The organism is Devosia sp. GW821-FHT12F11 (genome assembly GCF_058806655.1).
In genome coordinates this window covers 220,854-244,593 of record NZ_JBXAPX010000009.1, presented here as the reverse complement: position 1 = coordinate 244,593, position 23,740 = coordinate 220,854, and the positions used below count along the sequence as shown (strand labels likewise).

Here is a 23,740-nt window from a genome sequence, read left to right as displayed (position 1 = left end):
CATCAGGAGATACAATGCGTATTCCGCCGCTTGCCATCGCCGTCGCCGTGATCGCCGTCGTCGCTGTCATCCTGCTCGGCTCCTGGTACCAGATCGACCAGGGTGAAGAGGGGGTCGTGCTCCGCAACGGGGCGGTCACCGGCACGGTTGGACCGGGCCTCCACTTCAAACTGCCGATCGTCGACGATGTGAAGGAGGTGTCGCTGCAGTCCCACACCAAGACCTTCGAGTCGATGGAATCCTACAGCCGCGACCAGCAGCCGGCGCAGATCCGGTTGTCGGTGAGCTATCACGTCATTCCGGGCAGCGGCGCCGAGGTCTATGCCGAGTATGGTGGCGTCGACAACATGATCGCCCGGCTGGTCGAGCCGCGCGTGCCGGCATTGTTCAAGAACGTCTTCGGCCAGTACGACGCCCTGGGTGTCATCCAGCAGCGCGCCAAACTCAACCTCGATGCGCTCGCCGCCCTGCAGGCCGGCATCGGCGACCCGATCATGGTGGAGAGCGTGCAGGTCGAGGACATCAAGTTCTCCGCTGCCTACGAGAACTCCATCGAGCAGAAGCAGCTCGCCACCGTCGAAGTGCAGAAGCGGCAGCAGGAACTGGCCCAGCAGGAAGTGCAGGCCAAGATCACCGTCACCCAGGCTCAGGCCGAAGCGGACTCGGTCGTCGCCACGGCCACCGCCAATGCTCAGGCCGTGCGACTTGCCGCGGAAGCCGAGGCCTACTCGATCGAGATCAAGGGCCGGGCCGAGGCGACGGCGATCGACCAACGCGGGCAGGCGCTGAAGGACAACCCGGGTGTCGTAGCGCTCGTCCAGGCTGAAAAGTGGGACGGCGTCCTGCCATCGGTGATGCCACCCGGCGGTACGGTGCCGTTCCTCAACCTGACACCCACGCCCTCGATACCCTGAGGCGGCGTGCTCAGCACTCTCCGAAGGGGCCCGTCGGGCCCTTTCTCATTTCCGTCATCGCTCCGACGCAAATCTGCAACCGCTCTGTGAGGCAAGCGACACACGTCATCGGTACCTGAGGCGCGCAACCCAAAGGAGCATCTCATGTTGCGCAAAGCCCTTATTGCCGGCGTCAGCCTTGTCGCACTCGCCAGCGCCGCCATTGCCCAGGAGGTCGCGCCGAAGCAGTTCGACGCTGTGCTGAAAGCGCATGCCGAGCTGCCGGCCCAGTCCTTCACACCGGCGCCGGCTGATGCTCCGGCCTATTTCAACCTTTCCGGCCGCTTCACCAATGGCCCGAAGACCGAGGCGCTCTACTCGATCCACGATCCGAAGACGGGCCTCGCGCGCCCTTATGCCGGGCAGGCGGTCCAAGGGTTCTCGGGCATCCGCTCGCTCGGCGATGATCGGTTCCTGGTGCTGACCGACAACGGCTTCGGCTCCAAGCTCACCTCGACCGACTCGCTGCTGATGTTCCATGAGCTCAAGCTCGACTGGGCCAACGGCCGGGTAGGGGTGGACAAGACCACCTTCCTCAAGGACCCGAACGGCGTCGTGCCGTTCCGCATCGTCAACGAGGCCACCAGGGAGCGCTATCTCACCGGCTCCGACTTCGACATCGAGTCGATCCAGCCGGTCGGCGACACCTATTGGCTCGGCGACGAGTTCGGCCCCTGGCTGATCAACGTCGCCGCCGACGGCACGGTGCTCAAGGTCGTCGCCACCAAGATCGGCGATGTCGACTACAAGTCGCCGGACAACCAGACCGTCGTCACCCCCAATCCGGGCACTCCGCTCGCCGGCGTCAACACCCAGCGCTCAGGCGGCTATGAGGGCATGGCCCAGTCGGCCGACGGCAAGACGCTCTACCCGCTGCTCGAGAAGACCTTCTTCGACGAGACAGCCGGCGCGCTCGAGCTGGTCGACGGCAAGCCGGCGATCCGCATGCTGGAGTTTCACCTCGACAGCAACAGCTGGGGCGACCAGGTACGCTACTATCCGCTGGAGGACGCGGCGAACTCGATCGGCGACTTCAACATGATCGATGATCACCGCGCCCTGATCATCGAACGCGACCAGGGCTCGGGCGGCGCCTGGGCCGACAAGCCGGCCAAGCTGAAGCGCATCTATCTGGTCGATCTCAACAAGGCCGACGCCAATGGTGTGCTGCACAAGCTCGCCTATATCGACCTGCTCGCCATCAAGGATCCGAACGGCGTGGCGCCGCGCGGCACCGAGGACGGCGTCTTCACCTTCCCGTTCGAGACCATCGAGGATGTCGATCTGGTCGATCCGACCACGATCGTCGTCGCCAACGACAACAACTATCCTTACTCGGTGGGCCGTCAGCAGGGCCGGGCCGACGACAACGAGTTCATGCTGCTCGACGTCGCCGACTTCCTGAAGGTCGAGTAAGCCTCACGAGAGCCGGGAAGGGGCCGCACGACCGGCCCCTTCCTTTTGCCTGGCCGTGCTGTCATGCAGGCGTCATAAGTCGCGCTGTAGAAGCCGACCGGACGAGCGGAGAGAAGCCGATGAGCGCCGAACTGTGGGGCAGGGTGGATGACTACATCGTCGACCGGCTGGTCGATGAGGACCAGGCGCTGGCCGATGCGTTGAAGGCTAACGCGGCAAACGGGCTGCGGCCCATCGATGTGTCGGCGGCGCAAGGCAAGTTCCTGCACCTTCTGGTCCGGATGAGCCGGGCGAAGCGCATCCTCGAGGTCGGGACGCTCGGCGCCTACTCGACCATCTGGATGGCCAAGGCGTTGCCGGCGGGCGGCACGATCGTCACGCTGGAATACGAGCCGCACCATGCCGAGGTGGCGCGGCGGAACATCGCGCGGGCAGGGTACTCCGGACGGATCGAGGTTCGCGTCGGCGCTGCGGCGGAGACACTGCCGGTGCTGGCCGGCGAGAAGCCCGAGCCGTTCGATTTCGTTTTCATCGATGCGGACAAGCCGAACAACACCGTCTACCTGGACTGGGCCATCAAACTCGGCCGTCCCGGTACGGTGATCGTGCTCGACAACGTGGTGCGGGACGGTCAGGTGGCCAACGCGGAGAGCCGCGACCCGAACGTGCTGGGCAGCCGCGGCGCGTTCGACTTGATCGCCGCCAACCCGCGGCTCACTGCCACGGCCTTGCAGACGGTCGGCGCCAAGGGCTATGACGGCTTCGCGGTGATGATCCTCGACTGAAGCTCGAGGGGCCGGCGTGGCTCAGGGGCCGGGCTTGTAGCCGACATATTCGGTGTACTGCTCGAGCAGCACCGACCACACCCCGAACGCCGCATCGAGGTTCTCGCGGGTGACGCCGTACTCGAGGTTCACGTCATACTCGATCGCCGCGTCGAGGTCGGCGTCGAGATAGGCATTGCCGAAGCGCTTGTCGCGGTTCCAGGCGTTGAGCGCATCCATCGTGGGTTTGATGTTGGCAAAGCCCGCGTAGAAGTTGATGTCTTCGCACGCCGCCTGGTCGGTGCAGTTCATGAAGAACACGTAATACGGCACGCCCTTGATGTTGCCCGCGATGCGCGGGTTGCCGTCGCCCTGGCTCTCGAGCGTCGCCGCGCCATAGCCGCGGGCGATGGTCACGATCTCGTCGACCTTCGAGCCATCGACAATGCTCTGTGCGAGCGCCGATGTCGTGGCGAGAGCGCCCAGCGTAACGGCAACCAGCAGGCGTCCCAGCTTCATCGATTGTTCCCCAACTCGGCTCCGGTGTCGCGCCGACTGATACACCTTTGTCTCAGGCGGGCCAATGCGGGGCAGGGGACGCTGCGCCCGATTCCCGAAAATCGAGGAAAACTGCATCGACGATCTGGCGCCAGCCATGCGCTCGGGTCAGATTAGCTCTGCCCTCCGACCCCATCCCGCCCGTGGATGGAAATTCCCCGGATTTCCGGCAGCGTGAGCATCACGTTCCGCTGCAAAGAATCCTTGACGGGGGGACTCACTGACCATATAGAGGCGCAACCTTAGCGGTCGGTCGTGAAGTTCACGCGGGTATCTGCCACCTTGTGCGGGCATCCAGGAACTTCAAACACATCGCCAAAGGCAAGAGACGACGACAAATCTTCGTGCGCATGAACGCCCAGCCAACGCTGGGTGGTCCGCTGCAATGAGAGGCGCCGCTGCCCCGTTAGGGGTGGAATTGGCGCCCTATTGGTTTGCCTTCGTCTTTCGCAACGAACTTCGGACCGATGGAAAGAGCGCAATGCCGACCATTAATCAGTTGATCCGCAAGCCTCGGGTATCCAAGCCCAAGCGGAACAAAGTACCGGCGATGGAAGCAAACCCGCAGAAGCGCGGCGTGTGCTCTCGCGTTTATACGACGACCCCGAAGAAGCCGAACTCGGCTCTCCGCAAGGTTGCGAAGGTCCGTCTGACCACTTCGCGTGAAGTCATTTCCTATATCCCCGGCGAAGGCCACAACCTGCAGGAACACTCCGTGGTGCTGATCCGCGGCGGTCGTGTTCGCGATCTGCCGGGCGTTCGCTACCACGTGCTGCGCGGCGTCCTCGACACCCAGTCGGTGAAGGATCGCAAGCAGCGCCGTTCGAAGTACGGCGCGAAGCGGCCGAAGTAAGGAGCATTCCAGATGTCCCGTCGTCACTCCGCTGAAAAGCGCGTCGTCAATCCCGATCCGAAGTTCGGCGATCTCGTTGTCTCCAAGTTCATGAACTCGCTCATGAAGGACGGCAAGAAGTCGGCTGCCGAGTCGATCGTCTATGGCGCCTTTGACATCGTGCAGACCAAGCTGAAGCAGGATCCGATCGGCGTGTTCCACACCGCCCTCGACAACATCCGCCCGGCCGTCGAAGTCCGTTCGCGCCGCGTCGGTGGTGCGACCTACCAGGTCCCGGTCGAAGTTCGTACCGATCGTCAGCAGGCCCTGGCTATCCGCTGGCTCATCGAGTCCGCCCGCAAGCGTGGCGAGCACACCATGAAGGAGCGCCTGTCGGGCGAGCTCATGGATGCCGTCAACGGTCGCGGTCAGGCCGTCAAGAAACGCGAAGACACGCACCGTATGGCTGACGCCAACCGTGCCTTCTCGCACTACCGCTGGTAACGGAAGGCTCGCTCAGATGGCCCGCGAATACCCGATCAATCACTATCGTAACTTCGGCATCATGGCTCACATCGATGCTGGCAAGACGACCACGACCGAGCGTGTTCTCTACTACACCGGCAAGTCCCATAAGATCGGCGAAGTCCACGACGGCGCCGCGACCATGGACTGGATGGAGCAGGAGCAGGAGCGCGGCATCACCATCACGTCCGCCGCGACCACCACGTTCTGGAAGGGCCGTGACGGCTCGCAGTTCCGCTTCAACATCATCGACACCCCCGGCCACGTGGACTTCACCATTGAAGTCGAGCGTTCGCTCCGCGTGCTCGACGGCGCCATCGCGCTGCTCGACGGCAACCAGGGCGTAGAGCCGCAGACGGAAACCGTCTGGCGCCAGGCCGACAAGTACAACGTTCCGCGTCTGATCTTCGTCAACAAGATGGACAAGATCGGTGCCGATTTCTATTTCTGCCTCGATACGCTGGACAAGCGCCTCGGCATCAAGCCGGTCGTCATGCAGCTGCCGATCGGCGCCGAAAGCGACTTCAAGGGCGTCGTCGATCTGATCGAGATGAACGCGCTCGTCTGGCGCAACGAAGAGCTGGGCGCCCAGTGGGACGTCGTCGAGATCCCCGAGGACCTCAAGGCCAAGGCCGCTGAGTACCGCGAGAAGATGATCGAGACCGCCGTCGAGATGGACGATGCGGCCACCGAAGCTTACCTGAACGGCGAAATGCCGGACAACGACACGCTGCGCCGGCTGATCCGCAAGGGCACCTGCGAGGTGAAGCTGTATCCGGTGTTCTGTGGCTCGGCCTTTAAGAACAAGGGCGTGCAGCCGCTGCTGGATGGCGTTATCGACTTCCTGCCGGCCCCGACCGACATTCCCGCGATCAAGGGCATCGACGTCAAGACCGAAGGCGAGATCGAGCGTCACGCCACCGACGATGAGCCGCTGTCGATGCTGGCCTTCAAGATCGCCAACGACCCGCACATGGGCTCGCTGACCTTCTGCCGCATCTACTCGGGTCACCTCGAGGCCGGTGCGATGCTGGAAAATACGGTCAAGGAAAAGCGCGAGCGCGTTGGCCGCATGTTCCAGATGCACGCCAACAGCCGTGAGCAGATCAACGAAGCCTACGCCGGCGACATCGTCGCTATCGTTGGCCTCAAGGACACCACGACCGGCGACACGCTGTCTGACCCGAACCACCGCGTCATTCTCGAGCGCATGGAATTCCCGGAGCCGGTTATCGACATCGCCGTCGAGCCGAAGTCCAAGGCCGACCAGGAAAAGATGGGCCTCGCGCTCGCTCGCCTGGCTGCCGAGGATCCGTCGTTCCGCGTCAAGACCGACGAAGAATCCGGCCAGACCATCATCTCGGGCATGGGCGAATTGCACCTCGACATTCTCGTCGATCGCATGAAGCGCGAGTTCAAGGTGGAAGCCAATATCGGTGCGCCGCAGGTGGCTTACCGCGAGGCGATCACCCGCACGGTCGAGCACGACTACACCCACAAGAAGCAGTCGGGTGGTTCGGGCCAGTTCGCGCGCATCAAGTTCCGCATCGAGCCCAATGAGCCGGGCAAGGGTTTCGAGTTCGTCTCGGAAGTCGTCGGCGGCAACGTGCCGAAGGAATATGTGCCGGGCGTGCAGAAGGGCGTTCAGTCCGTCATGGGTTCGGGTCCGATCATCGGCTTCCCGATCGTCGATGTGAAGTTCGCACTGACCGACGGCGCCTACCACGACGTGGACTCCTCGGTCCTCGCCTTCGAAATCGCCGGCCGCGCGGGTTTCCGTGAAGCCATCGAGAAGGCCTCGCCGAAGATCCTCGAGCCGATCATGCGGGTTGAAGTTCTGACCCCGGAAGACTATGTCGGCGACGTCATCGGTGACCTGAATTCACGTCGCGGCCAGATCCGCGGCACTGAAGCCCGCGGTATCGCGCAGGTGATCGACGCCATGGTGCCACTTGCCAACATGTTTGGCTACGTGAACTCGCTCCGCTCGATGAGCCAGGGGCGCGCTCAGTACACCATGACCTTCGACCACTACGAGCAGGTCCCGCAGGCGGTCGCCACCGAAGTCCAGGCAAAGTACGCTTAACGTTTACCCGCTAAGCAAGCGCTTGAATTAAAACTGAAAACTCACGTCGGCTTGTGGCTGACGCATACGGAGAGAAGCGATGGGCAAGGAAAAGTTTTCCCGCAATAAGCCTCACTGCAACATCGGCACCATTGGTCACGTCGACCATGGCAAGACCTCGCTGACCGCAGCGATTACCAAGGTCCTGGCTGAGACCGGTGGCGCGACCTTCAAGGCGTACGACCAGATCGACGCAGCGCCGGAAGAGAAGGCGCGCGGCATCACGATCAATACCGCCCACGTCGAGTACGAGACGACCAACCGTCACTATGCTCACGTCGACTGCCCGGGCCACGCCGACTATGTGAAGAACATGATCACCGGCGCCGCCCAGATGGACGGCGCGATCCTGGTCGTGTCGGCTGCCGACGGCCCGATGCCGCAGACCCGTGAGCACATCCTGCTCGCCCGTCAGGTCGGTGTGCCGGCGCTCGTCGTGTTCCTGAACAAGTGCGACATGGTCGACGATCCGGAGCTCCTCGAGCTCGTGGAACTCGAAGTTCGCGAACTGCTGTCGTCCTATGAATTCCCGGGCGACGACGTTCCGATCATCAAGGGCTCGGCCACTGAAGCTCTGAACGACGGCAACAAGGAGCTCGGCCACGACGCCGTGCTCAAGCTGATGGCCGCCGTTGACGAGTACATCCCGCAGCCGGCTCGTCCGATCGACCAGCCGTTCCTGATGCCGATCGAAGACGTGTTCTCGATCTCTGGCCGTGGCACCGTGGTGACCGGCCGTGTCGAGCGCGGCATCGTGAAGGTGGGTGAGGAAGTCGAGATCGTCGGCATCAAGGCGACGCAGAAGACGACCGTGACCGGCGTTGAAATGTTCCGCAAGCTGCTCGATCAGGGCCAGGCTGGCGACAACATCGGCGCGCTGATCCGTGGTATCGACCGCACGCAGGTCGAGCGCGGCCAGGTGCTCTGCAAGCCCGGTTCCGTGACCCCGCACACCGACTTCGTGGCTGAGGCTTATATCCTCACCAAGGAAGAGGGTGGCCGTCACACGCCGTTCTTCGCCAACTATCGTCCGCAGTTCTACTTCCGTACCACCGACGTGACCGGCGTTGTTACGCTGCCGGAAGGCACCGAGATGGTGATGCCGGGCGACAACGTGAATATTTCGGTCCAGCTGATCGTGCCGATCGCCATGGAAGAGAAGCTCCGCTTCGCTATCCGTGAGGGTGGCCGCACCGTCGGTTCGGGCGTCGTCGCCAAGATCCTGAAGTAAGACCTGGTAATCCAGGGCGCGGCGCGCCGCTACAAACAGCGCGCCGCGTTCCATTTTTCGCTGGGAAAGCAAGATGAACGGTCAAAACATTCGCATCCGGCTCAAAGCCTTTGACCACCGTGTGCTCGACACTTCCACTCGGGAGATCGTCAACACGGCCAAGCGTACGGGTGCGCAGGTGCGCGGGCCGATCCCGCTGCCCACACAGATTGAGAAGTTTACGGTCAACCGCTCGCCGCACATCGACAAGAAGTCGCGCGAGCAGTTCGAGATCCGGACCCACAAGCGTCTTCTGGACATCGTGGATCCGACCCCGCAGACCGTCGATGCTCTGATGAAGCTCGATCTCGCCGCCGGCGTCGACGTCGAAATCAAGCTCTGAGTGACTGAGTTTTCGCGCTGACCATCCAAAGGGTCCTCTTGGACACAATGACCCGGTCAAGCGCCAAAGAGAGAAGGTAACAACCGATGCGTTCTGGTTTGATCGCACAGAAGCTGGGCATGACCCGCCTGTTCTTGGATGACGGCACACACGTCCCCGTGACCGTGCTCGACCTCAAGAATTGCCAGGTGGTTGGCCAGCGCACGCAGGAGAAGGACGGTTACACCGCCCTCCAGCTCGGCGCCGGCACCGTCAAGGCGAAGAATGTCACCAAGGCGGAGCGCGGCCAGTTCGCCGTCGCCAAGGTCGAGCCCAAGCGTCAGGTAACTGAGTTTCGTGTCGATCCTGCGAACCTCATCGAAGTTGGCGCCACCATGCAGGCGGACCACTTCGTCGAGGGTCAGCTGGTCGACGTGACCGGTACCTCGATCGGTAAGGGCTTCGCCGGCGGCATGAAGCGCTGGAACTTCGGCGGCCTGCGTGCCACGCACGGTGTGTCCGTGTCGCACCGCTCGCACGGTTCGACCGGTCAGCGCCAGGACCCCGGTAAGGTGTTCAAGGGCAAGAAGATGGCCGGCCACATGGGCGACCGTCGCGTCACTACCCAGAACCTGAAGGTCGTGCGCACCGATGTGGAGCGCGGGCTGATCATGGTCGAGGGCGCTGTCCCGGGTGCCAAGGGCGCCTGGATCCAGATCAAGGATGCGGTCAAGAAGGCCGCTCCGAAGGGCGCTGCTGTGCCCGGTTCGTTCAAGGCGGCTGTCGCAGCCGTGGCCGAGGAGGCGAAATAATGGAACTCCAGGTCACTACTCTGGACGGCAAGGCCGACGGTTCGGTCACCCTGAAGGACGAGATCTTCGGTCTGGAAGTCCGTCAGGACATCCTGCACCGCATGGTCCGCTATCAGCAGCTCAAGGCGATGGCCGGCACCCACAAGGTGAAGCACCGCTCCGAGATCGCTTACACTTCGAAGAAGTCGATCAAGCAGAAGGGCTCGGGCGGCGCTCGTCACGGCGCCAAGTCTGCTCCGCAGTTCCGCGGCGGCGGCCGGGCCTTTGGTCCCGAGCCCCGCAGCCATGCGATCGAGCTGCCCAAGAAGGTCCGCGCCCTGGCGCTGAAGCACGCGCTTTCGGCCAAGGCCAAGGCTGGCGAACTGGTCGTCGTTCCGACCGTCGCCACCAAGGAGCCCAAGACCGCCCAGCTGGTTGCCAAGTTCGGCAAGCTGGAATGGTCGAGCGCTCTGATCATCGATGGCGCCGAGGTGGACAAGAATTTCGCCAACGCGGCCCGCAACATTCCGCAGATCGACGTGCTGCCGGTGCAGGGGATCAATGTCGCTGACATTCTCCGTCGCCATAAGCTCGTTCTGACCAAAGCAGCGCTTGAAGCGCTCGAGGCCCGGTTCGCATGAGCAAGTTCAGCAACTACGACGTGATCCGTAACCCGGTCGTCACCGAAAAGTCGACGATGGCGTCCGAGCACAGCCAGGTCGTCTTCGACGTCGCGATCGATGCCACCAAGGCCGATATCAAAGCCGCCGTCGAGGCGCTCTTTTCGGTCAAGGTCAAGGCGGTCAACACCCTGGTCCGCAAGGGCAAGGTGAAGCGTTTCCGGCAGGAACTTGGCACCCGTAAGGATGTCAAGAAGGCCATTGTCACCCTGGCCGATGGCCAGTCGATCGATATTTCGACCGGCATCTGAGGGGAGAGAGAAGAATGGGTCTAAAAACTTACAATCCGACCTCCCCGGGCCGCCGTCAGCTCATCACGACCGATCGGTCGGAGCTGTGGAAGGGCAAGCCGGTCAAGTCGCTGACCGAAGGTCTGAACCAGTCTGGCGGTCGTAACAACGCCGGCCGTATCACCGCGTACCATCGCGGCGGCGGTCACAAGCGTTCGTACCGCATCGTCGACTTCCGTCGCGTTCGCTTCGAAGAGACGGCGACGGTCGAGCGGCTGGAATATGATCCGAACCGCACCGCCTGGATCGCGCTGATCAAGTACGCGGACGGCGAGCTCGCCTACATCATCGCGCCGCAGCGTTTGTCTGCCGGCGACAAGGTGATCTCGACGCTCGGCACTGCCGACGTGAAGCCGGGCAACGCGATGCCGCTCGAGCGCATGCCGGTTGGCACCATCGTCCACAACGTCGAGATGAAGCCCCGCAAGGGCGGTCAGATCGCTCGTTCGGCCGGTGCCTACGCACAGTATGTCGGCCGCGACGCCGGTTGGGCGATCCTTCGCCTCAACTCGGGTGAGCAGCGTCGGGTCCACGGCTCGTGCCTCGCCACCGTCGGCGCGGTGTCGAACCAGGATCACTCCAATACCTCGATCGGCAAGGCCGGTCGTAATCGCTGGCTCGGCCGCAAGCCGGTCAACCGCGGTGTGACCATGAACCCGGTCGATCACCCGCATGGTGGTGGTGAAGGCCGTACGTCTGGTGGCCGTCACCCGGTGACCCCGTGGGGCAAGCCGACCAAGGGTAAGAAGACCCGCAGCAACAAGTCGACGGACAAGTTTATCGTCCGCTCGCGTCACGTGAAGAAGGGCCGCTAAGCCATGTCGCGTTCAGTCTGGAAAGGCCCGTTCGTCGACGGCTATCTGCTCAAGAAGGCAGAGACCAGCCGTGCGAGCGGCCGCAACGAAGTCATCAAGATCTGGAGCCGTCGTTCCACGATCCTGCCGCAGTTCGTCGGTCTCACCTTCGGCGTGCACAACGGCCACAAGCATGTGCCGGTGAACGTCCAGGAAGAGATGATCGGCCACAAGTTCGGCGAGTTCGCTCCGACCCGTACGTACTACGGTCATGCGGCCGACAAGAAGGCCAAGAGGAAGTAACATGGGCAAGCCGAAAACTCAGCGGTCGCTCAAGGACAACGAGGCCAAGGCGGTTCTCCGCATGCTTCGTACCTCGGGCATCAAGCTCAACCTCGTGGCTGCGATGATCCGCGGCAAGAAGGTCGACAAGGCTCTCGCCGAGCTGACCTTCTCGCGCAAGCGCATCGCCGGCTCGGTCAAGAAGACGCTCGAGAGCGCCATCGCGAACGCCGAGAACAATCACGGCCTCGACCCGGACAGCCTGGTCGTTGCCGAGTGCTATGTCGGCGACTCCCTGGTGATGAAGCGCTTCATGGCCCGTGGCCGTGGTCACGCTGCCCGCATGGAGCGCCCGTTCTCGAACCTCACGATTGTGGTTCGCCAAGTTGAGGAGACCGCATAATGGGTCAGAAGATCAACCCGATCGGTCTGCGCCTCGGCATCAACCGCACCTGGGACTCGCGTTGGTACGCGAACAAGGGTGAGTACGGTTCGCTGCTCCAGGAAGACCTGAAGATCCGTGAAACGCTGCTTGAAGACCTCAAGCAGGCTGCGGTTTCGAAGATCGTCATCGAGCGTCCGCACCGCAAGTGCCGCGTGTCGATCCACACTGCCCGTCCGGGCATCGTGATCGGCAAGAAGGGCGCTGACATCGACAAGATCCGCGCCAAGGTGAAGAAGTTCACCGACAGCGAAGTGCACATCAACATCGTCGAAGTGCGCAAGCCCGAGACCGATGCCAACCTCGTGGCTCAGGGCATTGCCCAGCAGCTCGAGCGTCGCGTGGCCTTCCGCCGTGCGATGAAGCGTGCAGTGCAGACGGCGATCCGCATGGGCGCCGGCGGCATCCGGGTGAACGTGGGCGGCCGTCTCGGCGGCGCCGACATCGCTCGCACCGAGTGGTACCGCGAAGGTCGCGTGCCGCTGCACACGCTGCGCGCCGACATCGACTACGGCACTGCCGAGGCGAAGACCACCTACGGCATCATCGGCATCAAGGTGTGGGTCTTTAAGGGCGAAGTCCTTGAGCACGATCCGTCCGCTCACGAGCGCCGCGCCACTGAAGGCGGCTCCTCGAACGAGGGCGGTCAGCGTCGCGAGCGTTCCGATCGGGACGATCGTGGTGAGCGCGGCGATCGCCGCGATCGCGCGCCGGCGAACTGAGAAGGCATAGACAAAAATGCTGCAACCAAAACGTACCAAGTTCCGCAAGGCGCATAAGGGCCGCATCCATGGCAATGCCAAGGGTGGCACGGAGTTGGCTTTCGGTCAGTTCGGCCTGAAGTCCCAGGAGCCCGAGCGCGTCACGGCTCGCCAGATCGAAGCGGCTCGCCGCGCGATCACCCGCGAGATGAAGCGCGCCGGCCGCGTCTGGATCCGTGTCTTCCCGGACCTGCCGGTTTCCAAGAAGCCGACCGAAGTCCGCATGGGTAAGGGCAAGGGTTCGGTGGAATTCTGGGCGGCTCGCGTCAAGCCGGGTCGTATCCTGTTCGAAATCGACGGCGTCCCCGAGGACGTCGCCAAGGAAGCCCTGCGCCTCGGCGCGATGAAGCTTCCGATCATCACGCGGGTCGTCACCCGCATTGCGGATTGATCGCCATGGCACGTGCACCGAAGAAAAAAGTTGAGGCCAAGAGCGCCAACGGCGCCGCCGACCTCCGCGCCAAGACCCCCGATGAGCTGAAGGATCAGCTGCTCGGCCTGAAGAAAGAGCAGTTCAACCTGCGGTTCCAGCGCGCTACCCAGCAGCTGGAAAAGCCGACCGAGGTCAAGAAAGTCCGCCGCGAAATCGCGCGGGTGAAGACCATCCTCGGCCAAAAAGCCGCAGCGAAGTAAGGAGCAACCGATGCCCAAGCGCGTTTTGCAGGGGACCGTGGTCTCCGACACCAATGACAAGACCGTGGTGGTGCGGGTCGACCGTGCGTTTACCCACCCGGTGATGAAGAAGACCGTGCGCCGGTCCAAGAAGTACCACGCTCACGACGAAGCCAATGTGGCCAAGGTCGGGGACGTCGTCTGGATCGAAGAGTCGGCGCCGATTTCGAAGAACAAGCGCTGGGTCCTGAAACCCTCCGCGTAAACCGGAATTTAGGGCTCGCCGAGTAGGCAGACCCCGAAACTGAAAAAGGCATCAAGCCATGATCCAGATGCAGTCCAATCTCGACGTTGCCGACAATTCCGGCGCGCGTCGTGTCATGTGCATCAAGGTACTCGGCGGTTCGCACCGCAAGTACGCCTCGGTGGGCGATATCATTGTTGTCTCGGTCAAGGACGCGATCCCGCGTGGCCGTGTCAAGAAGGGCCAGGTGATGAAGGCCGTCGTTGTGCGCACCGCTTTCCCGGTTCGCCGCGCCGACGGGACTGTCATCCGCTTCGACCGCAACGCGGCCGTGCTGATCAACAACCAGGCCGAGCCGATCGGTACCCGTATCTTCGGGCCGGTGCCGCGCGAGCTGCGTTCCAAGAACCACATGAAGATCATTTCGCTTGCGCCGGAGGTGTTGTGATGGCGGCCAAGATTAAGAAGGGCGACAAGGTCGTCATTCTCGCCGGCAAGGACAAGGGCAAGACCGGGCAGGTCACCCAGGTGTTCCCCGATGCGACCAAGGCCACCGTGCAGGGTTTGAACCTCGTGCGTCGCCACACCAAGCAGACCGCGAGCCAGGACGCCGGGATCTTCACCAAGGAAGCCCCGATTCACCTGTCGAATCTCGCGATCGCCGATGCGAACGGCAAGCCGTCGCGCGTCGGGTTCAAGATCAACGCCGACGGCACCAAGGTGCGCGTCGCCAAGTCGACCGGGGACACGATCGATGGCTGATACCGTCTATATCCCGCGTCTCCGTGCTCAGTACGACGAGACCATCAAGGCGAACCTGATCAAAGAGTTCGGCTACAAGAACGTCATGCAGGCCCCCAAGCTCGACAAGATCGTGCTGAACATGGGTGTCGGCGAGGCGGTGAACGACACCAAGAAGGTGAAGTCGGCTGCCGCCGATCTCGAGAAGATCGCCGGCCAGAAGCCCGTCATCACCCACGCTCGCAAGTCGATCGCAGGCTTCAAGGTCCGCGAAGAGATGCCGCTCGGCGTGAAGGTGACGCTCCGCAAGGCGCGCATGTACGAGTTCCTGGACCGTCTGGTGAACATCGCTCTGCCGCGGGTTCGCGACTTCCGCGGCCTGAACCCGAATTCCTTTGATGGTCGTGGCAACTACGCCATGGGCATCAAGGAACACATCATCTTCCCCGAGATCAATTTCGATCAGATCGATCAGACCTGGGGCATGGATATCATCGTGTGCACGACCGCGCGCACCGACGACGAAGCCCGGGCGCTGCTCAAGGCTTTCAATTTCCCCTTCCGGCAGTAACGGAAGAGAGAAGGACGAGACATGGCAAAGACCAGCTCCATCGAAAAGAACAACAAGCGCAAGCGCCTCTCCAAGCAGCTCGGCCCGAAGCGGGCCAAGCTCAAGGCCGTGGTGATGAACCAGAGCGTCTCGCTCGAGGAGCGCTTCGCCGCGCAGCTCAAGCTTGCTGCGCTGCCGCGCAACTCCGCTGAGAACCGCGTGCACAACCGCTGCGAACTCACCGGTCGCCCGCGTGGTTACTACCGCAAGCTCAAGCTCAGCCGTATTGCCCTGCGTCAGCTCGGCAATCTCGGGCTGATCCCGGGCATGGTCAAGTCGAGCTGGTAAGGAGAAGACGACAATGAGCCTCTCTGATCCGATCGGCGATATGCTGACCCGCATCCGCAACGCGCAGCTGCGTCGTCGCGATGTTGTCCAGACTCCGGCGTCCACCCTGCGTGGCCGTGTGCTCGACGTGCTGAAGTCGGAAGGCTTCATCCGCGGCTACTCGGAAAGCAAGATGGACAACGGCGTTGCCCAGTTCGACATCGAGCTGAAGTACTCCGACAACGCTCCGGTGATCCGCACCATCGAGCGCGTCTCGCGTCCTGGCCGTCGCGTCTATGCCTCGGTCAAGAACATCCCCTCGGTCGCCAATGGCCTCGGTGTGTCGATCCTGTCGACCCCCAAGGGCGTGATGGCCGATCATGAAGCTAAAGCCCAGAACCTGGGTGGCGAGGTACTCTGCCGCGTCTTCTAAGGCTTTTGCCTTGAAGCCGTCGGTGTGACGATTACTCCGAAGGAAGTAGAAAGAATGTCCCGTACAGGCAAAAAGCCGATTGCTCCGGTCAGTGGCGTCACCGTCACGATCAGCGATCGCAAGGTCACCGCAAAGGGGCCTAAGGGCGAGCAGGCGCTGACGCTCATGGATATCGTGAACGCCAAGCAGACCGATGACGGCATCGTCATCGAGCCCGCCAACGACAGCAAGGAAGCTCGTGCTGCCTGGGGGACCACCCGCGCGCTGATCAACAACATGGTTGTTGGCGTCAGTGCGGGCTTCGAGAAGAAGCTGCAGATCCAGGGCGTCGGTTATCGCGCTGCGATGCAGGGCAAGGATCTAAAGCTGTCGCTGGGGTTCAGCCACGAAGTGGTCTTCGTGACCCCGGCTGGCATCACCCTCGCCGCACCGACGCAGACCGAAGTGGTCGTGACCGGCACGGACAAGCAGCAGGTTGGCCAGGTGGCCGCCGACATTCGCGGTTGGCGTCCGCCGGAGCCCTACAAGGGCAAGGGCGTGCGTTATGTGGGCGAGTACATCGCCCGCAAAGAAGGCAAGAAGAAGTAAGGAGCGCACGAGATGCCCATCAGCCTCAAAGGTGCGGACCGCCGCAAGGCGCGCGTTCGCAAGGCGCTCAAGGCCAATGCCAATGGCCGCCCGCGTCTGTCCGTGCACCGTTCGGACAAGAACATCTATGCCCAGATCATCGATGACGCATCCGGCCGCACGCTTGCTGCCGCTTCGACCGTCGACAAGGACGTCAAGGCCAAGCTCAAGAACGGCTCGACCGCGGAGGCAGCTGCCGCCGTTGGCAAGCTGATCGCCGAGCGTGGCATCGCCGCCAAGGTGTCGACCGTTGTGTTCGACCGTGGTGCCTACCTCTACCATGGCCGCGTGAAGGCCCTTGGTGATGCGGCCCGCGAAGGCGGCCTGCAGTTCTGATCCGGCGACAAAGGAAAATTCGATGAGAGACGTTCAAGAGCGCGATAGCGAATTCGTCGACCGGCTGGTTCACATCAACCGCGTCGCCAAGGTTGTGAAGGGTGGCCGTCGCTTCGGCTTCGCCGCCCTGGTGGTGGTTGGTGATCAGAAGGGCCGCGTTGGCTTTGGTCACGGCAAGGCGCGTGAAGTGCCCGAGGCCATCCGCAAGGCAACCGAGCAGGCCAAGCGCCAGATGATCCGCGTTCCGCTGCGCGATGCCCGTACGCTGCACCACGATGTGGTCGGCCACCACGGCGCAGGCAAGGTCATCCTGCGTGCTGCCGTGCCCGGCACCGGCATCATCGCCGGCGGCCCGATGCGTGCGGTGTTCGAGACCCTTGGGGTCAACGACATCGTGGCGAAGTCGCAGGGCACCGCCAATCCCTACAACATGGTGCGGGCCACCTTCGATGCGCTGAAGCGCGTTGATAGCCCGCGTTCGGTCGCCGCCCGCCGTGGCCTGAAGGTCTCCGACCTGCAGGCTCGCCGTGGCGAGACCGTCGAAGCCTGATTAGGGCTTGGGAGTTAGAACTATGGCCGACAAGACCGTAACCATCGAGCAGATCGCCAGCCCGACGCGCCGTCCGCAGGACCAGCGCGCCACCCTCATCGGTTTGGGGCTGAACAAGATCCGCAAGCAGTCGACCCTCAAGGACACCCCCGAGGTTCGCGGCATGATCCGTAAGATCCCGCACCTCGTGCGCGTCGTCGACGCCAAATAAGGACGAGAACAATGACTCGTTTGAACGAACTCCGGGACAACCCGGGCGCCAACAAGAAGCGCGTGCGCGTCGGTCGTGGTATCGGCTCGGGCGTCGGCAAGACCGGTGGTCGCGGCGGCAAGGGCCAGACGGCCCGCTCCGGCGTTGCCATCAACGGCTTCGAAGGCGGCCAGATGCCGCTGCACATGCGTATGCCGAAGCGCGGTTTCAACGCTCTGAATCCCAAGAAGTGGAACCAGCTGCGTATCGACCGCGTCCAGAACTACATCGACAGCGGCAAGCTGGACATCAAGGGCGTGGTCGATGCGGCCGCTCTCGTGAAGGCCGGTGTGATCCGTCGCGAGCTCGATGGCGTGCGTCTGATCGGCAGCTCCGGTTTCACTGCCAAGAAGGTGACCTTCAAGGTTGCTCACGCGACCAAGGGTGCGCTCGCTGCTATTGAAGCAGCCGGCGGCAAGGTCGATATGCCTCAGGCAGAAGTGAAGGCTGACGCCTAAGAGCGCCTGGCCCCATTCTAAAGGGAGCGACTATGGCGTCCGCAGCCGAACAGCTGGCCAAGAATCTGAACTTCGGGACCTTCGCGAAAGCGAAGGCCCTTCAGCAGCGCATCTGGTTCACACTGGGTGCGCTTCTCGTTTATCGGCTCGGGACGTACATCCCGGTGCCCGGTATCGACCCCGATGCCTATGCCGCGACCTTCAAGCAGGCGCAGCAGGGCATTTTCGGCATGTTCGACATGTTCGCCGGCGGTGCCGTGCAGCGCATGGCGATCTTCGCGCTGAACCTCATTCCGTACATCACCGCGTCCATCGTGGTGCAGGTGATCACCACGGCCTCGCCGCGCCTCGAAGCCCTCCGCAAGGAAGGCGAGAGCGGTCGCCGCAAGATCAACCAGTACACGCGCTATCTCGCCGTGCTGTTCTGCGCCGTGCAGGCCTATGGCATCGCCATCGGTCTCGAGGGCAGCCAGGGCGTCGTGATCGATCCGGGTTGGTTCTTCCGGCTCTCGACGGTGATCACCCTCGTGGGTGGCACCATGTTCCTGATGTGGCTGGGTGAGCAGATCACCTCGCGCGGCATCGGCAATGGTATCTCGCTGATCATCTTCGCCGGTATCGTGGCGAACCTGCCGGCGACGGTGGTGCAGACCCTCGAACTCAGCCGTACCGGCGCGCTGCCGATCGGCTGGCTGTTCGGCCTGATGTTGATCGCCATCGTCGTTATCGCGGTGATCGTCTTCTTCGAACGCGCCCAGCGCCGGCTGCTGATCCAGTATCCGAAGCGCCAGGTCGGCAACAAGATGTTCCAGGGCGACACCTCGCACCTGCCGCTGAAGCTCAACACCGCGGGCGTTATCCCGGTGATCTTCGGTTCGTCCCTGCTGCTGCTGCCCGCCACCATCGCGTCGTTCGCGGCGCAGGGTGATGCGCCGCAGTGGCTGTCGGTGACGGCGGCGCTGCTCGGTCGTGGCCAGCCCCTCTATCTGGTGCTGTTCGCGGTCCTGATCATCTTCTTCGCCTTCTTCTACACCTCGATCGTCTTCAACCCGACCGATACCGCGGACAACCTGAAGCGCTCCGGCGGCTTCATTCCCGGCATCCGTCCGGGCGAGCGGACGGCGAACTACATCGACTACGTGCTGACCCGCATCACGGTGATCGGTGCCCTCTATCTGACCGTCGTGGCGCTCATCCCCGAGATGATCCACAGCCAGCTCAACGTCAGCCAGTTCATCGGCGGCACCTCGCTGCTGATTATCGTGACGGTAACGCTGGATACGGTGACCCAGGTGCAGAGCCACCTGATCGCCCAGCAGTACGAAGGCCTGGTGAAGCGGTCACGCCTTGGGGGCAAGCGTAAATGAGGTTGATCCTTCTGGGACCTCCGGGCGCCGGTAAGGGCACGCAGGCAAAGGTGCTGATCGACAGCTACGGGATCCCGCAGCTTTCGACGGGCGATATCCTGCGGTCCGCCATCGCCGCCAAGACCCCGATGGGGTTGGCCGCCAAGGAGATCATGGATCGCGGCGACCTCGTCTCGGACGAGATCGTCAACGGCATCGTCTCCGAGCGGCTCGACCAGGATGACTGCAAACCCGGTTTCGTGCTCGACGGTTTTCCGCGGACCATTCCGCAGGCCGAGGCGCTCGATCAGATGCTGGCCGACAAGGGCATGCAGCTCGACGCGGTGATCGAGATCACCGCCGACGCCGATGTGCTCGTTGGGCGTATCGCCAAGCGCGCCAAGGAATCGGGTGTTGCCCGTGGCGACGACAATGAGGAGGTGCTTCGCAACCGCCTCAGCGTCTATCGCGAGCAGACCGCGCCGCTGGTCGAGTTCTACCGCGGCAAAGGCCTTCTGAAGTCGGTCGACGGCATGCAGCCGGTCGACGATGTCACGGCGGCCATCCGCCGGGCCGTGCATAACTAGTATACCTCGGGGCAGGGGCTCTGCAGTTGACTCTGCGGCACCTTGCCCTTATGAACCGCGCCAGTCTCATGGATTATCGGGCTGGATTCGGTTCCTCAAAGAGTGGGGAGCGGAATTCCGGTCCCTTGTCGTTATCAAACGGGCAGCGTGAGCTGCCGACTATAGGAGAGCGGACGTGGCCCGTATTGCTGGCGTCAATATTCCGACCAACAAGCGCGTGGTGATCGCGCTTCAGTACATCCATGGGATCGGCGCGAAGTTCGCCCAGGAGATCACCGAGAAGGTCGGTATCCCGGCTGAGCGTCGTGTGAACGACCTGACCGACGCCGAAGTGATCCAGATCCGTGAAACGATCGATCGCGACTACGTCGTCGAGGGCGATCTGCGCCGTAACGTGGCGATGAACATCAAGCGGCTCATGGATCTCGGTAACTACCGTGGCCTGCGTCACCGCAAGGGCCTGCCGGTCCGTGGTCAGCGTACCCACACCAATGCCCGCACCCGCAAGGGTCCGGCAAAGCCGATCGCCGGCAAGAAGAAGTAATTCGGGTCGCGGAGCACCTCTCCGCCATCCTGATGTAGCTGCTGGGACTACGGCAGCGTCGATATCGAACTGAGGAAGCAAATTGGCAAAAGCTGAAATCGCGCGCGTTCGTCGTAAAGAGCGCAAGAATATCACCAATGGCGTTGCGCACGTGAATGCGTCGTTCAACAACACCATGGTCACCATCACCGATGTGCAGGGCAACACCATCTCCTGGTCGTCCTCGGGCGTGATGGGTTTCAAGGGTTCGCGCAAGTCGACCCCGTATGCCGCCCAGGTTGCGGCTGAAGACGCGGCCAAGAAGGCCCAGGAACACGGCATGAAGACCCTCGAGGTCGAGGTCCGCGGTCCTGGCTCGGGCCGTGAGTCGGCGCTTCGTGCGCTGCAGGCTGCTGGCTTCAACGTCACCAGCATTCGCGATGTCACCTCGATCCCGCACAACGGTTGCCGGCCGCGCAAGCGTCGCCGCGTCTAACCTCCGTTACGGTAGATCTCCCGGCGCGCCCCTCGCGCCGGGATAGGTACATTGCATAGCGGACAGGCGGTTAGGCGGACCGCCCATTTGAAAGGACACCACCGTGACCATCCAGCGGAACTGGCAGGAACTCATCAAGCCGACCAAACTGGACATCGTTTCGGGCAGCGATAGCGTGCGCACGGCTTCGGTCGTGGCGGAGCCGCTTGAGCGCGGCTACGGCCTGACGCTCGGCAACGCTCTGCGTCGCGTGCTGCTCTCGTCGCTCCAGGGCGCGGCCGTTACCGCGATCCAGATTGACGGCATCCTGCACGAATTCTCGTCGCTTCCCGGCGTGCGTGAAGACATTACCGACCTCGTGCTCAACGTCAAGGAAATCGCCCTCAAGATGGGTGGCGAAGGTCCGAAGCGTCTGACCCTGACCAAGCAGGGCCCGGGTGCGGTCGTTGCCGGCGACATCAAGGTTTCCGGCGACATCGAAGTGCTGAACCCCGAGCTGGTGATCTGCCACCTCGACGACGGCGCCGAGATCAATATCGAGTTCACCGTCAACACCGGCAAGGGCTACGTGCCGGCCGACAAGAACCGTCCCGACGATGCGCCGATCGGCTACATCCCGGTCGACGCGCTGTTCTCCCCGGTTCGCCGTGTTTCCTACAAGGTGGATGCGACCCGTGCCGGCGAGAGCCTCGACAAGGACAAGCTGACCCTGACCGTCGAGACCAATGGCGCCATCTCGCCGGAAGACGCCGTGGCCTACGCCGCGCGTATCCTGCAGGACCAGCTGTCGGTGTTCGTCAACTTCGAAGAGCCCACCAAGGAAAAGACCCAGGACACTGTCCCGGAACTCGCCTTCAACCCGGCGCTGCTCAAGAAGGTCGACGAGCTCGAGCTCAGCGTTCGTTCGGCGAACTGCCTGAAGAACGACAACATCGTCTATATCGGCGATCTGATCCAGAAGACCGAAGCCGAGATGCTGCGCACGCCGAACTTCGGCCGCAAGTCGCTCAACGAGATCAAGGAAGTGCTGGCTCAGATGGGCCTGCACCTCGGGATGGACGTGCCGAACTGGCCGCCTGAGAACATCGACGATCTGGCCAAGCGCTACGAAGACCATTATTAAGCAGGCCAACCGGAGCGCTTTCAGGAAAAGTTGCAGACTTTTCTCCCTCGAGAGCGCGACAACCCAATACGTGGATCACTTCAACGAAGTGATCCACAGCACTAACCGCCCGTCGTGAGACGCCCGGGCCTTAGGGAGTAACAAAATGCGCCACGGTAATTCGAACCGTAAGCTCAACCGGACCTCTGCTCATCGCAAGGCCATGTTCGCCAACATGTCTGCTTCGCTGATCAAGCACGAGCAGATCGTGACCACCTTGCCCAAGGCCAAGGAACTGCGTCCGATCGTCGAGAAGCTGATCACGCTGGGCAAGCGCGGCGACCTGCATGCCCGCCGCCAGGCCATCGCCCAGATGCGCGATGAAACCCAGGTGCAGAAGCTCTTCGCCACCATCGGTCCGCGCTACAAGGATCGTAACGGCGGCTATATCCGCATCCTCAAGGCCGGCTTCCGCTACGGCGACAATGCCGCTCTCGCGGTCATCGAGCTGGTCGATCGCGACGTCGACGCCAAGGGCCTCGACTCCGGTCCGGTCGAAGCTCGTGAGACCGACGACGAAGCCGCCGCGGCGTAAGCCCGAGGCTATCGACGAAATTCAAAGGCGGTCCGGTTTGTCCGGACCGCCTTTTCGTTTGACCACCGAAGATAATCAACGCCGTAATGGCGATACTCGATTGGGGAGAGTGGAATGTCGGATCAGGGCCTCATCCTCGTCACCGGCGCTACCGGTTTCGTCGGCAAATGGACGGTGCTGGAGCTGCTGAAGGCCGGGCACCGCGTGCGCGGCACCGTGCGCTCGCTCGGGCGCTCCGAAGAGGTCCGAGCGACGCTCCTCGGCGAACTGGGGCAGGGCCCCCTTGACCACCTGGAACTGGTGGAAGCGGATCTGCTCGACGACAAGGGTTGGGCCGAGGCGATGCGGGGCGTGGCTACCGTCATGCACATCGCCACCGCCATCCGTGCCGATGAACCCAAGGACCAGAGCCTCGTGATCCGCCCGGCGCTCGAGGGCACCCAGCGGGTCTTCCGCTTCGCCAACGACGCCGGCATCAAACGCATCATCATGACGTCGTCGATCGCCACGGTCGGCTACGGGCACGGCCAGACCAGCGGCCGTCGCGTCTACGACGAGACCTACTTCACCAACCTCGACAACATGCGCTGGACCTGGGCCTATTGCATCGGCAAGACCAAGGCGGAGCAGTTCGCCTGGGACTTCGCCAAGCAGCACGGCATCAACCTCACCACCGTCCATCCGGGCGCCATTATCGGGCCGGCGCTCGATAAGGACGCCAGCATCTCGCTGCAGTTGGTGTCCGGCCTGCTCAATGGCTCGACGCCAGCCATGCCCTCCAACGGCTTCTCGATCATCGACGTGCGCGACGTGGCCGCGCTGCATCTTGCGGCCCTCGACACCCCCGAGACGGCCGGCCAGCGCTATCTCGCAACGGCCGAGTACGTGCCTTTCCCCGAGGTCGGCAATATCCTGCGCGCCGCCCACCCGGAATGGAACGTCACCAGCAAGACCGTGCCCGATTGGATCATCAAGCTGATTGCCGCGTTCGGTGGGCCGGCGCGCCAGATCATCAACGACATCGGCAATGAAAAGGTGTTCGACGGCTCGAAAGGTGAGAAACTGCTGGGCCGCAAGTTCATTTCCGCCAAGGATTCGATCCTCGCCACCGCAGACAGCGTGATCCGCCTCGGACTGGTGAAACAGAAGACCCCCTGA

Annotated in this window: 36 protein-coding genes; 35 read left to right on the top strand and 1 reads right to left on the bottom strand. The window is 62.8% G+C overall.

Going from position 1 to position 23,740, the window contains the following annotated elements; all coding sequences use genetic code 11:
- The first annotated feature begins 14 nt into the window (after positions 1 to 14).
- From AC1ROK_RS24555 to AC1ROK_RS24545, 3 genes are all read left to right on the top strand, one after another.
- Positions 15 to 914 (top strand): prohibitin family protein, encoded by a 900-nt coding sequence (locus tag AC1ROK_RS24555; protein WP_492851822.1) that lies wholly within the window; start codon positions 15 to 17, stop codon positions 912 to 914.
- 144 nt (positions 915 to 1,058) lie between these two features.
- Positions 1,059 to 2,369: an esterase-like activity of phytase family protein gene (locus AC1ROK_RS24550; protein WP_492851820.1), complete on the top strand. Its 1,311-nt coding sequence runs from the start codon at positions 1,059 to 1,061 to the stop codon at positions 2,367 to 2,369.
- Positions 2,370 to 2,488: 119 nt separating this feature from the next.
- Complete coding sequence (locus AC1ROK_RS24545) at positions 2,489 to 3,154, top strand: O-methyltransferase (RefSeq protein WP_492851818.1); 666 nt, start codon at positions 2,489 to 2,491, stop codon at positions 3,152 to 3,154.
- 21 nt (positions 3,155 to 3,175) lie between these two features.
- Here AC1ROK_RS24545 and AC1ROK_RS24540 read toward each other — a convergent pair whose 3' ends face one another.
- On the bottom strand, positions 3,176 to 3,652 hold the full coding sequence (locus AC1ROK_RS24540; RefSeq protein WP_492851816.1) for a YbjN domain-containing protein: 477 nt from the start codon (positions 3,650 to 3,652) through the stop codon (positions 3,176 to 3,178).
- Between the two features lie 520 nt (positions 3,653 to 4,172).
- On the opposite strand from AC1ROK_RS24540, the gene rpsL reads away from it, so the two are divergent.
- The 32 genes from rpsL (at position 4,173) to AC1ROK_RS24380 (ending at position 23,740) form a co-directional block, all read left to right on the top strand.
- Positions 4,173 to 4,544 carry a 30S ribosomal protein S12 gene (gene rpsL, locus AC1ROK_RS24535; RefSeq protein WP_055049779.1) on the top strand — a complete coding sequence of 124 codons (372 nt, stop codon included), beginning with the start codon at positions 4,173 to 4,175 and terminating at the stop codon, positions 4,542 to 4,544.
- A 12-nt stretch (positions 4,545 to 4,556) separates the two neighbouring features.
- Positions 4,557 to 5,027: a 30S ribosomal protein S7 gene (gene rpsG / locus AC1ROK_RS24530; RefSeq protein ID WP_055877935.1), complete on the top strand. Its 471-nt coding sequence runs from the start codon at positions 4,557 to 4,559 to the stop codon at positions 5,025 to 5,027.
- Positions 5,028 to 5,043: 16 nt separating this feature from the next.
- Positions 5,044 to 7,134 carry an elongation factor G gene (gene fusA, locus AC1ROK_RS24525; RefSeq protein ID WP_492851813.1) on the top strand — a complete coding sequence of 697 codons (2,091 nt, stop codon included), beginning with the start codon at positions 5,044 to 5,046 and terminating at the stop codon, positions 7,132 to 7,134.
- 79 nt (positions 7,135 to 7,213) lie between these two features.
- Positions 7,214 to 8,404, top strand: coding sequence for an elongation factor Tu (gene tuf / locus AC1ROK_RS24520; RefSeq protein ID WP_055877931.1), 1,191 nt, complete (start codon positions 7,214 to 7,216; stop codon positions 8,402 to 8,404).
- Between the two features lie 73 nt (positions 8,405 to 8,477).
- Positions 8,478 to 8,786: a 30S ribosomal protein S10 gene (gene rpsJ, locus AC1ROK_RS24515; protein WP_055049780.1), complete on the top strand. Its 309-nt coding sequence runs from the start codon at positions 8,478 to 8,480 to the stop codon at positions 8,784 to 8,786.
- Between the two features lie 86 nt (positions 8,787 to 8,872).
- Positions 8,873 to 9,577 carry a 50S ribosomal protein L3 gene (gene rplC / locus AC1ROK_RS24510; protein ID WP_055877928.1) on the top strand — a complete coding sequence of 235 codons (705 nt, stop codon included), beginning with the start codon at positions 8,873 to 8,875 and terminating at the stop codon, positions 9,575 to 9,577.
- Positions 9,577 to 10,197, top strand: coding sequence for a 50S ribosomal protein L4 (gene rplD, locus AC1ROK_RS24505; RefSeq protein ID WP_477149288.1), 621 nt, complete (start codon positions 9,577 to 9,579; stop codon positions 10,195 to 10,197). Before rplC ends, rplD begins: the two co-directional genes overlap by 1 nt.
- Positions 10,194 to 10,487 (top strand): 50S ribosomal protein L23, encoded by a 294-nt coding sequence (locus AC1ROK_RS24500; protein WP_055877922.1) that lies wholly within the window; start codon positions 10,194 to 10,196, stop codon positions 10,485 to 10,487. Before rplD ends, AC1ROK_RS24500 begins: the two co-directional genes overlap by 4 nt.
- 14 nt (positions 10,488 to 10,501) lie before the next feature.
- Positions 10,502 to 11,341, top strand: a complete 840-nt coding sequence (gene rplB / locus AC1ROK_RS24495) for a 50S ribosomal protein L2 (RefSeq protein WP_055877921.1) — start codon at positions 10,502 to 10,504, stop codon at positions 11,339 to 11,341.
- 3 nt (positions 11,342 to 11,344) lie between these two features.
- Positions 11,345 to 11,623: a 30S ribosomal protein S19 gene (gene rpsS / locus AC1ROK_RS24490; protein WP_055049075.1), complete on the top strand. Its 279-nt coding sequence runs from the start codon at positions 11,345 to 11,347 to the stop codon at positions 11,621 to 11,623.
- 1 nt (position 11,624) lies between these two features.
- A complete protein-coding gene (gene rplV, locus AC1ROK_RS24485) occupies positions 11,625 to 12,005 on the top strand; it encodes a 50S ribosomal protein L22 (RefSeq protein WP_055877918.1) in 381 nt (126 codons plus the stop codon).
- Positions 12,005 to 12,766 (top strand): 30S ribosomal protein S3, encoded by a 762-nt coding sequence (gene rpsC / locus AC1ROK_RS24480; RefSeq protein ID WP_492851808.1) that lies wholly within the window; start codon positions 12,005 to 12,007, stop codon positions 12,764 to 12,766. The genes rplV and rpsC overlap by 1 nt, the downstream gene beginning before the upstream one ends.
- Positions 12,767 to 12,782: 16 nt before the next feature.
- Positions 12,783 to 13,196: a 50S ribosomal protein L16 gene (gene rplP, locus AC1ROK_RS24475; RefSeq protein ID WP_055049078.1), complete on the top strand. Its 414-nt coding sequence runs from the start codon at positions 12,783 to 12,785 to the stop codon at positions 13,194 to 13,196.
- A gap of 5 nt (positions 13,197 to 13,201) precedes the next feature.
- A complete protein-coding gene (rpmC, locus tag AC1ROK_RS24470) occupies positions 13,202 to 13,438 on the top strand; it encodes a 50S ribosomal protein L29 (protein ID WP_492851805.1) in 237 nt (78 codons plus the stop codon).
- A 10-nt stretch (positions 13,439 to 13,448) separates the two neighbouring features.
- Complete coding sequence (gene rpsQ / locus AC1ROK_RS24465) at positions 13,449 to 13,682, top strand: 30S ribosomal protein S17 (protein WP_055877908.1); 234 nt, start codon at positions 13,449 to 13,451, stop codon at positions 13,680 to 13,682.
- Between the two features lie 58 nt (positions 13,683 to 13,740).
- Positions 13,741 to 14,109 carry a 50S ribosomal protein L14 gene (gene rplN / locus AC1ROK_RS24460; protein WP_055877905.1) on the top strand — a complete coding sequence of 123 codons (369 nt, stop codon included), beginning with the start codon at positions 13,741 to 13,743 and terminating at the stop codon, positions 14,107 to 14,109.
- On the top strand, positions 14,109 to 14,423 hold the full coding sequence (gene rplX / locus AC1ROK_RS24455) for a 50S ribosomal protein L24 (RefSeq protein ID WP_055877903.1): 315 nt from the start codon (positions 14,109 to 14,111) through the stop codon (positions 14,421 to 14,423). The genes rplN and rplX overlap by 1 nt, the downstream gene beginning before the upstream one ends.
- A complete protein-coding gene (gene rplE, locus AC1ROK_RS24450; protein ID WP_492851802.1) occupies positions 14,416 to 14,973 on the top strand; it encodes a 50S ribosomal protein L5 in 558 nt (185 codons plus the stop codon). The genes rplX and rplE overlap by 8 nt, the downstream gene beginning before the upstream one ends.
- Before the next feature lie 21 nt (positions 14,974 to 14,994).
- Positions 14,995 to 15,300, top strand: a complete 306-nt coding sequence (gene rpsN / locus AC1ROK_RS24445; protein ID WP_492851800.1) for a 30S ribosomal protein S14 — start codon at positions 14,995 to 14,997, stop codon at positions 15,298 to 15,300.
- Between the two features lie 13 nt (positions 15,301 to 15,313).
- Positions 15,314 to 15,712 carry a 30S ribosomal protein S8 gene (gene rpsH / locus AC1ROK_RS24440; RefSeq protein ID WP_055049085.1) on the top strand — a complete coding sequence of 133 codons (399 nt, stop codon included), beginning with the start codon at positions 15,314 to 15,316 and terminating at the stop codon, positions 15,710 to 15,712.
- Positions 15,713 to 15,766: 54 nt separating this feature from the next.
- Positions 15,767 to 16,300, top strand: coding sequence for a 50S ribosomal protein L6 (rplF, locus tag AC1ROK_RS24435; protein ID WP_492851798.1), 534 nt, complete (start codon positions 15,767 to 15,769; stop codon positions 16,298 to 16,300).
- A 12-nt stretch (positions 16,301 to 16,312) separates the two neighbouring features.
- Positions 16,313 to 16,675 carry a 50S ribosomal protein L18 gene (gene rplR / locus AC1ROK_RS24430; RefSeq protein ID WP_492851796.1) on the top strand — a complete coding sequence of 121 codons (363 nt, stop codon included), beginning with the start codon at positions 16,313 to 16,315 and terminating at the stop codon, positions 16,673 to 16,675.
- Positions 16,676 to 16,697: 22 nt separating this feature from the next.
- Positions 16,698 to 17,225, top strand: a complete 528-nt coding sequence (gene rpsE / locus AC1ROK_RS24425; protein ID WP_055049088.1) for a 30S ribosomal protein S5 — start codon at positions 16,698 to 16,700, stop codon at positions 17,223 to 17,225.
- Between the two features lie 22 nt (positions 17,226 to 17,247).
- On the top strand, positions 17,248 to 17,436 hold the full coding sequence (gene rpmD / locus AC1ROK_RS24420; protein WP_055877885.1) for a 50S ribosomal protein L30: 189 nt from the start codon (positions 17,248 to 17,250) through the stop codon (positions 17,434 to 17,436).
- An 11-nt stretch (positions 17,437 to 17,447) separates the two neighbouring features.
- Positions 17,448 to 17,933, top strand: coding sequence for a 50S ribosomal protein L15 (rplO, locus tag AC1ROK_RS24415; protein ID WP_055049090.1), 486 nt, complete (start codon positions 17,448 to 17,450; stop codon positions 17,931 to 17,933).
- Between the two features lie 32 nt (positions 17,934 to 17,965).
- The gene (secY, locus tag AC1ROK_RS24410; protein WP_492851793.1) at positions 17,966 to 19,300 is read left to right on the top strand and encodes a preprotein translocase subunit SecY; all 1,335 of its coding nucleotides are present in this window, start codon (positions 17,966 to 17,968) and stop codon (positions 19,298 to 19,300) included.
- Positions 19,297 to 19,866: an adenylate kinase gene (locus tag AC1ROK_RS24405; protein ID WP_492851791.1), complete on the top strand. Its 570-nt coding sequence runs from the start codon at positions 19,297 to 19,299 to the stop codon at positions 19,864 to 19,866. Before secY ends, AC1ROK_RS24405 begins: the two co-directional genes overlap by 4 nt.
- A 175-nt stretch (positions 19,867 to 20,041) precedes the next feature.
- Entirely contained in the window at positions 20,042 to 20,410 is a 369-nt protein-coding gene (gene rpsM / locus AC1ROK_RS24400; RefSeq protein ID WP_492851789.1) for a 30S ribosomal protein S13, read from the top strand.
- An 82-nt stretch (positions 20,411 to 20,492) separates the two neighbouring features.
- A complete protein-coding gene (gene rpsK / locus AC1ROK_RS24395) occupies positions 20,493 to 20,885 on the top strand; it encodes a 30S ribosomal protein S11 (RefSeq protein WP_492851787.1) in 393 nt (130 codons plus the stop codon).
- Between the two features lie 103 nt (positions 20,886 to 20,988).
- Entirely contained in the window at positions 20,989 to 22,008 is a 1,020-nt protein-coding gene (locus AC1ROK_RS24390) for a DNA-directed RNA polymerase subunit alpha (protein WP_492851785.1), read from the top strand.
- Between the two features lie 145 nt (positions 22,009 to 22,153).
- On the top strand, positions 22,154 to 22,582 hold the full coding sequence (gene rplQ / locus AC1ROK_RS24385; protein WP_055996351.1) for a 50S ribosomal protein L17: 429 nt from the start codon (positions 22,154 to 22,156) through the stop codon (positions 22,580 to 22,582).
- A gap of 114 nt (positions 22,583 to 22,696) precedes the next feature.
- Complete coding sequence (locus AC1ROK_RS24380) at positions 22,697 to 23,740, top strand: NAD-dependent epimerase/dehydratase family protein (RefSeq protein ID WP_492851782.1); 1,044 nt, start codon at positions 22,697 to 22,699, stop codon at positions 23,738 to 23,740.

Coding starts and splice junctions, on each gene's coding strand:
- AC1ROK_RS24555 (WP_492851822.1), top strand. CDS start 15: ATGCGTATTCCGCCGCTTGCCATCGCCGTCGCCGTGATCGCCGTCGTC.
- AC1ROK_RS24550 (WP_492851820.1), top strand. CDS start 1,059: ATGTTGCGCAAAGCCCTTATTGCCGGCGTCAGCCTTGTCGCACTCGCC.
- AC1ROK_RS24545 (WP_492851818.1), top strand. CDS start 2,489: ATGAGCGCCGAACTGTGGGGCAGGGTGGATGACTACATCGTCGACCGG.
- AC1ROK_RS24540 (WP_492851816.1), bottom strand. CDS start 3,652: ATGAAGCTGGGACGCCTGCTGGTTGCCGTTACGCTGGGCGCTCTCGCC.
- rpsL (WP_055049779.1), top strand. CDS start 4,173: ATGCCGACCATTAATCAGTTGATCCGCAAGCCTCGGGTATCCAAGCCC.
- rpsG (WP_055877935.1), top strand. CDS start 4,557: ATGTCCCGTCGTCACTCCGCTGAAAAGCGCGTCGTCAATCCCGATCCG.
- fusA (WP_492851813.1), top strand. CDS start 5,044: ATGGCCCGCGAATACCCGATCAATCACTATCGTAACTTCGGCATCATG.
- tuf (WP_055877931.1), top strand. CDS start 7,214: ATGGGCAAGGAAAAGTTTTCCCGCAATAAGCCTCACTGCAACATCGGC.
- rpsJ (WP_055049780.1), top strand. CDS start 8,478: ATGAACGGTCAAAACATTCGCATCCGGCTCAAAGCCTTTGACCACCGT.
- rplC (WP_055877928.1), top strand. CDS start 8,873: ATGCGTTCTGGTTTGATCGCACAGAAGCTGGGCATGACCCGCCTGTTC.
- rplD (WP_477149288.1), top strand. CDS start 9,577: ATGGAACTCCAGGTCACTACTCTGGACGGCAAGGCCGACGGTTCGGTC.
- AC1ROK_RS24500 (WP_055877922.1), top strand. CDS start 10,194: ATGAGCAAGTTCAGCAACTACGACGTGATCCGTAACCCGGTCGTCACC.
- rplB (WP_055877921.1), top strand. CDS start 10,502: ATGGGTCTAAAAACTTACAATCCGACCTCCCCGGGCCGCCGTCAGCTC.
- rpsS (WP_055049075.1), top strand. CDS start 11,345: ATGTCGCGTTCAGTCTGGAAAGGCCCGTTCGTCGACGGCTATCTGCTC.
- rplV (WP_055877918.1), top strand. CDS start 11,625: ATGGGCAAGCCGAAAACTCAGCGGTCGCTCAAGGACAACGAGGCCAAG.
- rpsC (WP_492851808.1), top strand. CDS start 12,005: ATGGGTCAGAAGATCAACCCGATCGGTCTGCGCCTCGGCATCAACCGC.
- rplP (WP_055049078.1), top strand. CDS start 12,783: ATGCTGCAACCAAAACGTACCAAGTTCCGCAAGGCGCATAAGGGCCGC.
- rpmC (WP_492851805.1), top strand. CDS start 13,202: ATGGCACGTGCACCGAAGAAAAAAGTTGAGGCCAAGAGCGCCAACGGC.
- rpsQ (WP_055877908.1), top strand. CDS start 13,449: ATGCCCAAGCGCGTTTTGCAGGGGACCGTGGTCTCCGACACCAATGAC.
- rplN (WP_055877905.1), top strand. CDS start 13,741: ATGATCCAGATGCAGTCCAATCTCGACGTTGCCGACAATTCCGGCGCG.
- rplX (WP_055877903.1), top strand. CDS start 14,109: ATGGCGGCCAAGATTAAGAAGGGCGACAAGGTCGTCATTCTCGCCGGC.
- rplE (WP_492851802.1), top strand. CDS start 14,416: ATGGCTGATACCGTCTATATCCCGCGTCTCCGTGCTCAGTACGACGAG.
- rpsN (WP_492851800.1), top strand. CDS start 14,995: ATGGCAAAGACCAGCTCCATCGAAAAGAACAACAAGCGCAAGCGCCTC.
- rpsH (WP_055049085.1), top strand. CDS start 15,314: ATGAGCCTCTCTGATCCGATCGGCGATATGCTGACCCGCATCCGCAAC.
- rplF (WP_492851798.1), top strand. CDS start 15,767: ATGTCCCGTACAGGCAAAAAGCCGATTGCTCCGGTCAGTGGCGTCACC.
- rplR (WP_492851796.1), top strand. CDS start 16,313: ATGCCCATCAGCCTCAAAGGTGCGGACCGCCGCAAGGCGCGCGTTCGC.
- rpsE (WP_055049088.1), top strand. CDS start 16,698: ATGAGAGACGTTCAAGAGCGCGATAGCGAATTCGTCGACCGGCTGGTT.
- rpmD (WP_055877885.1), top strand. CDS start 17,248: ATGGCCGACAAGACCGTAACCATCGAGCAGATCGCCAGCCCGACGCGC.
- rplO (WP_055049090.1), top strand. CDS start 17,448: ATGACTCGTTTGAACGAACTCCGGGACAACCCGGGCGCCAACAAGAAG.
- secY (WP_492851793.1), top strand. CDS start 17,966: ATGGCGTCCGCAGCCGAACAGCTGGCCAAGAATCTGAACTTCGGGACC.
- AC1ROK_RS24405 (WP_492851791.1), top strand. CDS start 19,297: ATGAGGTTGATCCTTCTGGGACCTCCGGGCGCCGGTAAGGGCACGCAG.
- rplQ (WP_055996351.1), top strand. CDS start 22,154: ATGCGCCACGGTAATTCGAACCGTAAGCTCAACCGGACCTCTGCTCAT.
- AC1ROK_RS24380 (WP_492851782.1), top strand. CDS start 22,697: ATGTCGGATCAGGGCCTCATCCTCGTCACCGGCGCTACCGGTTTCGTC.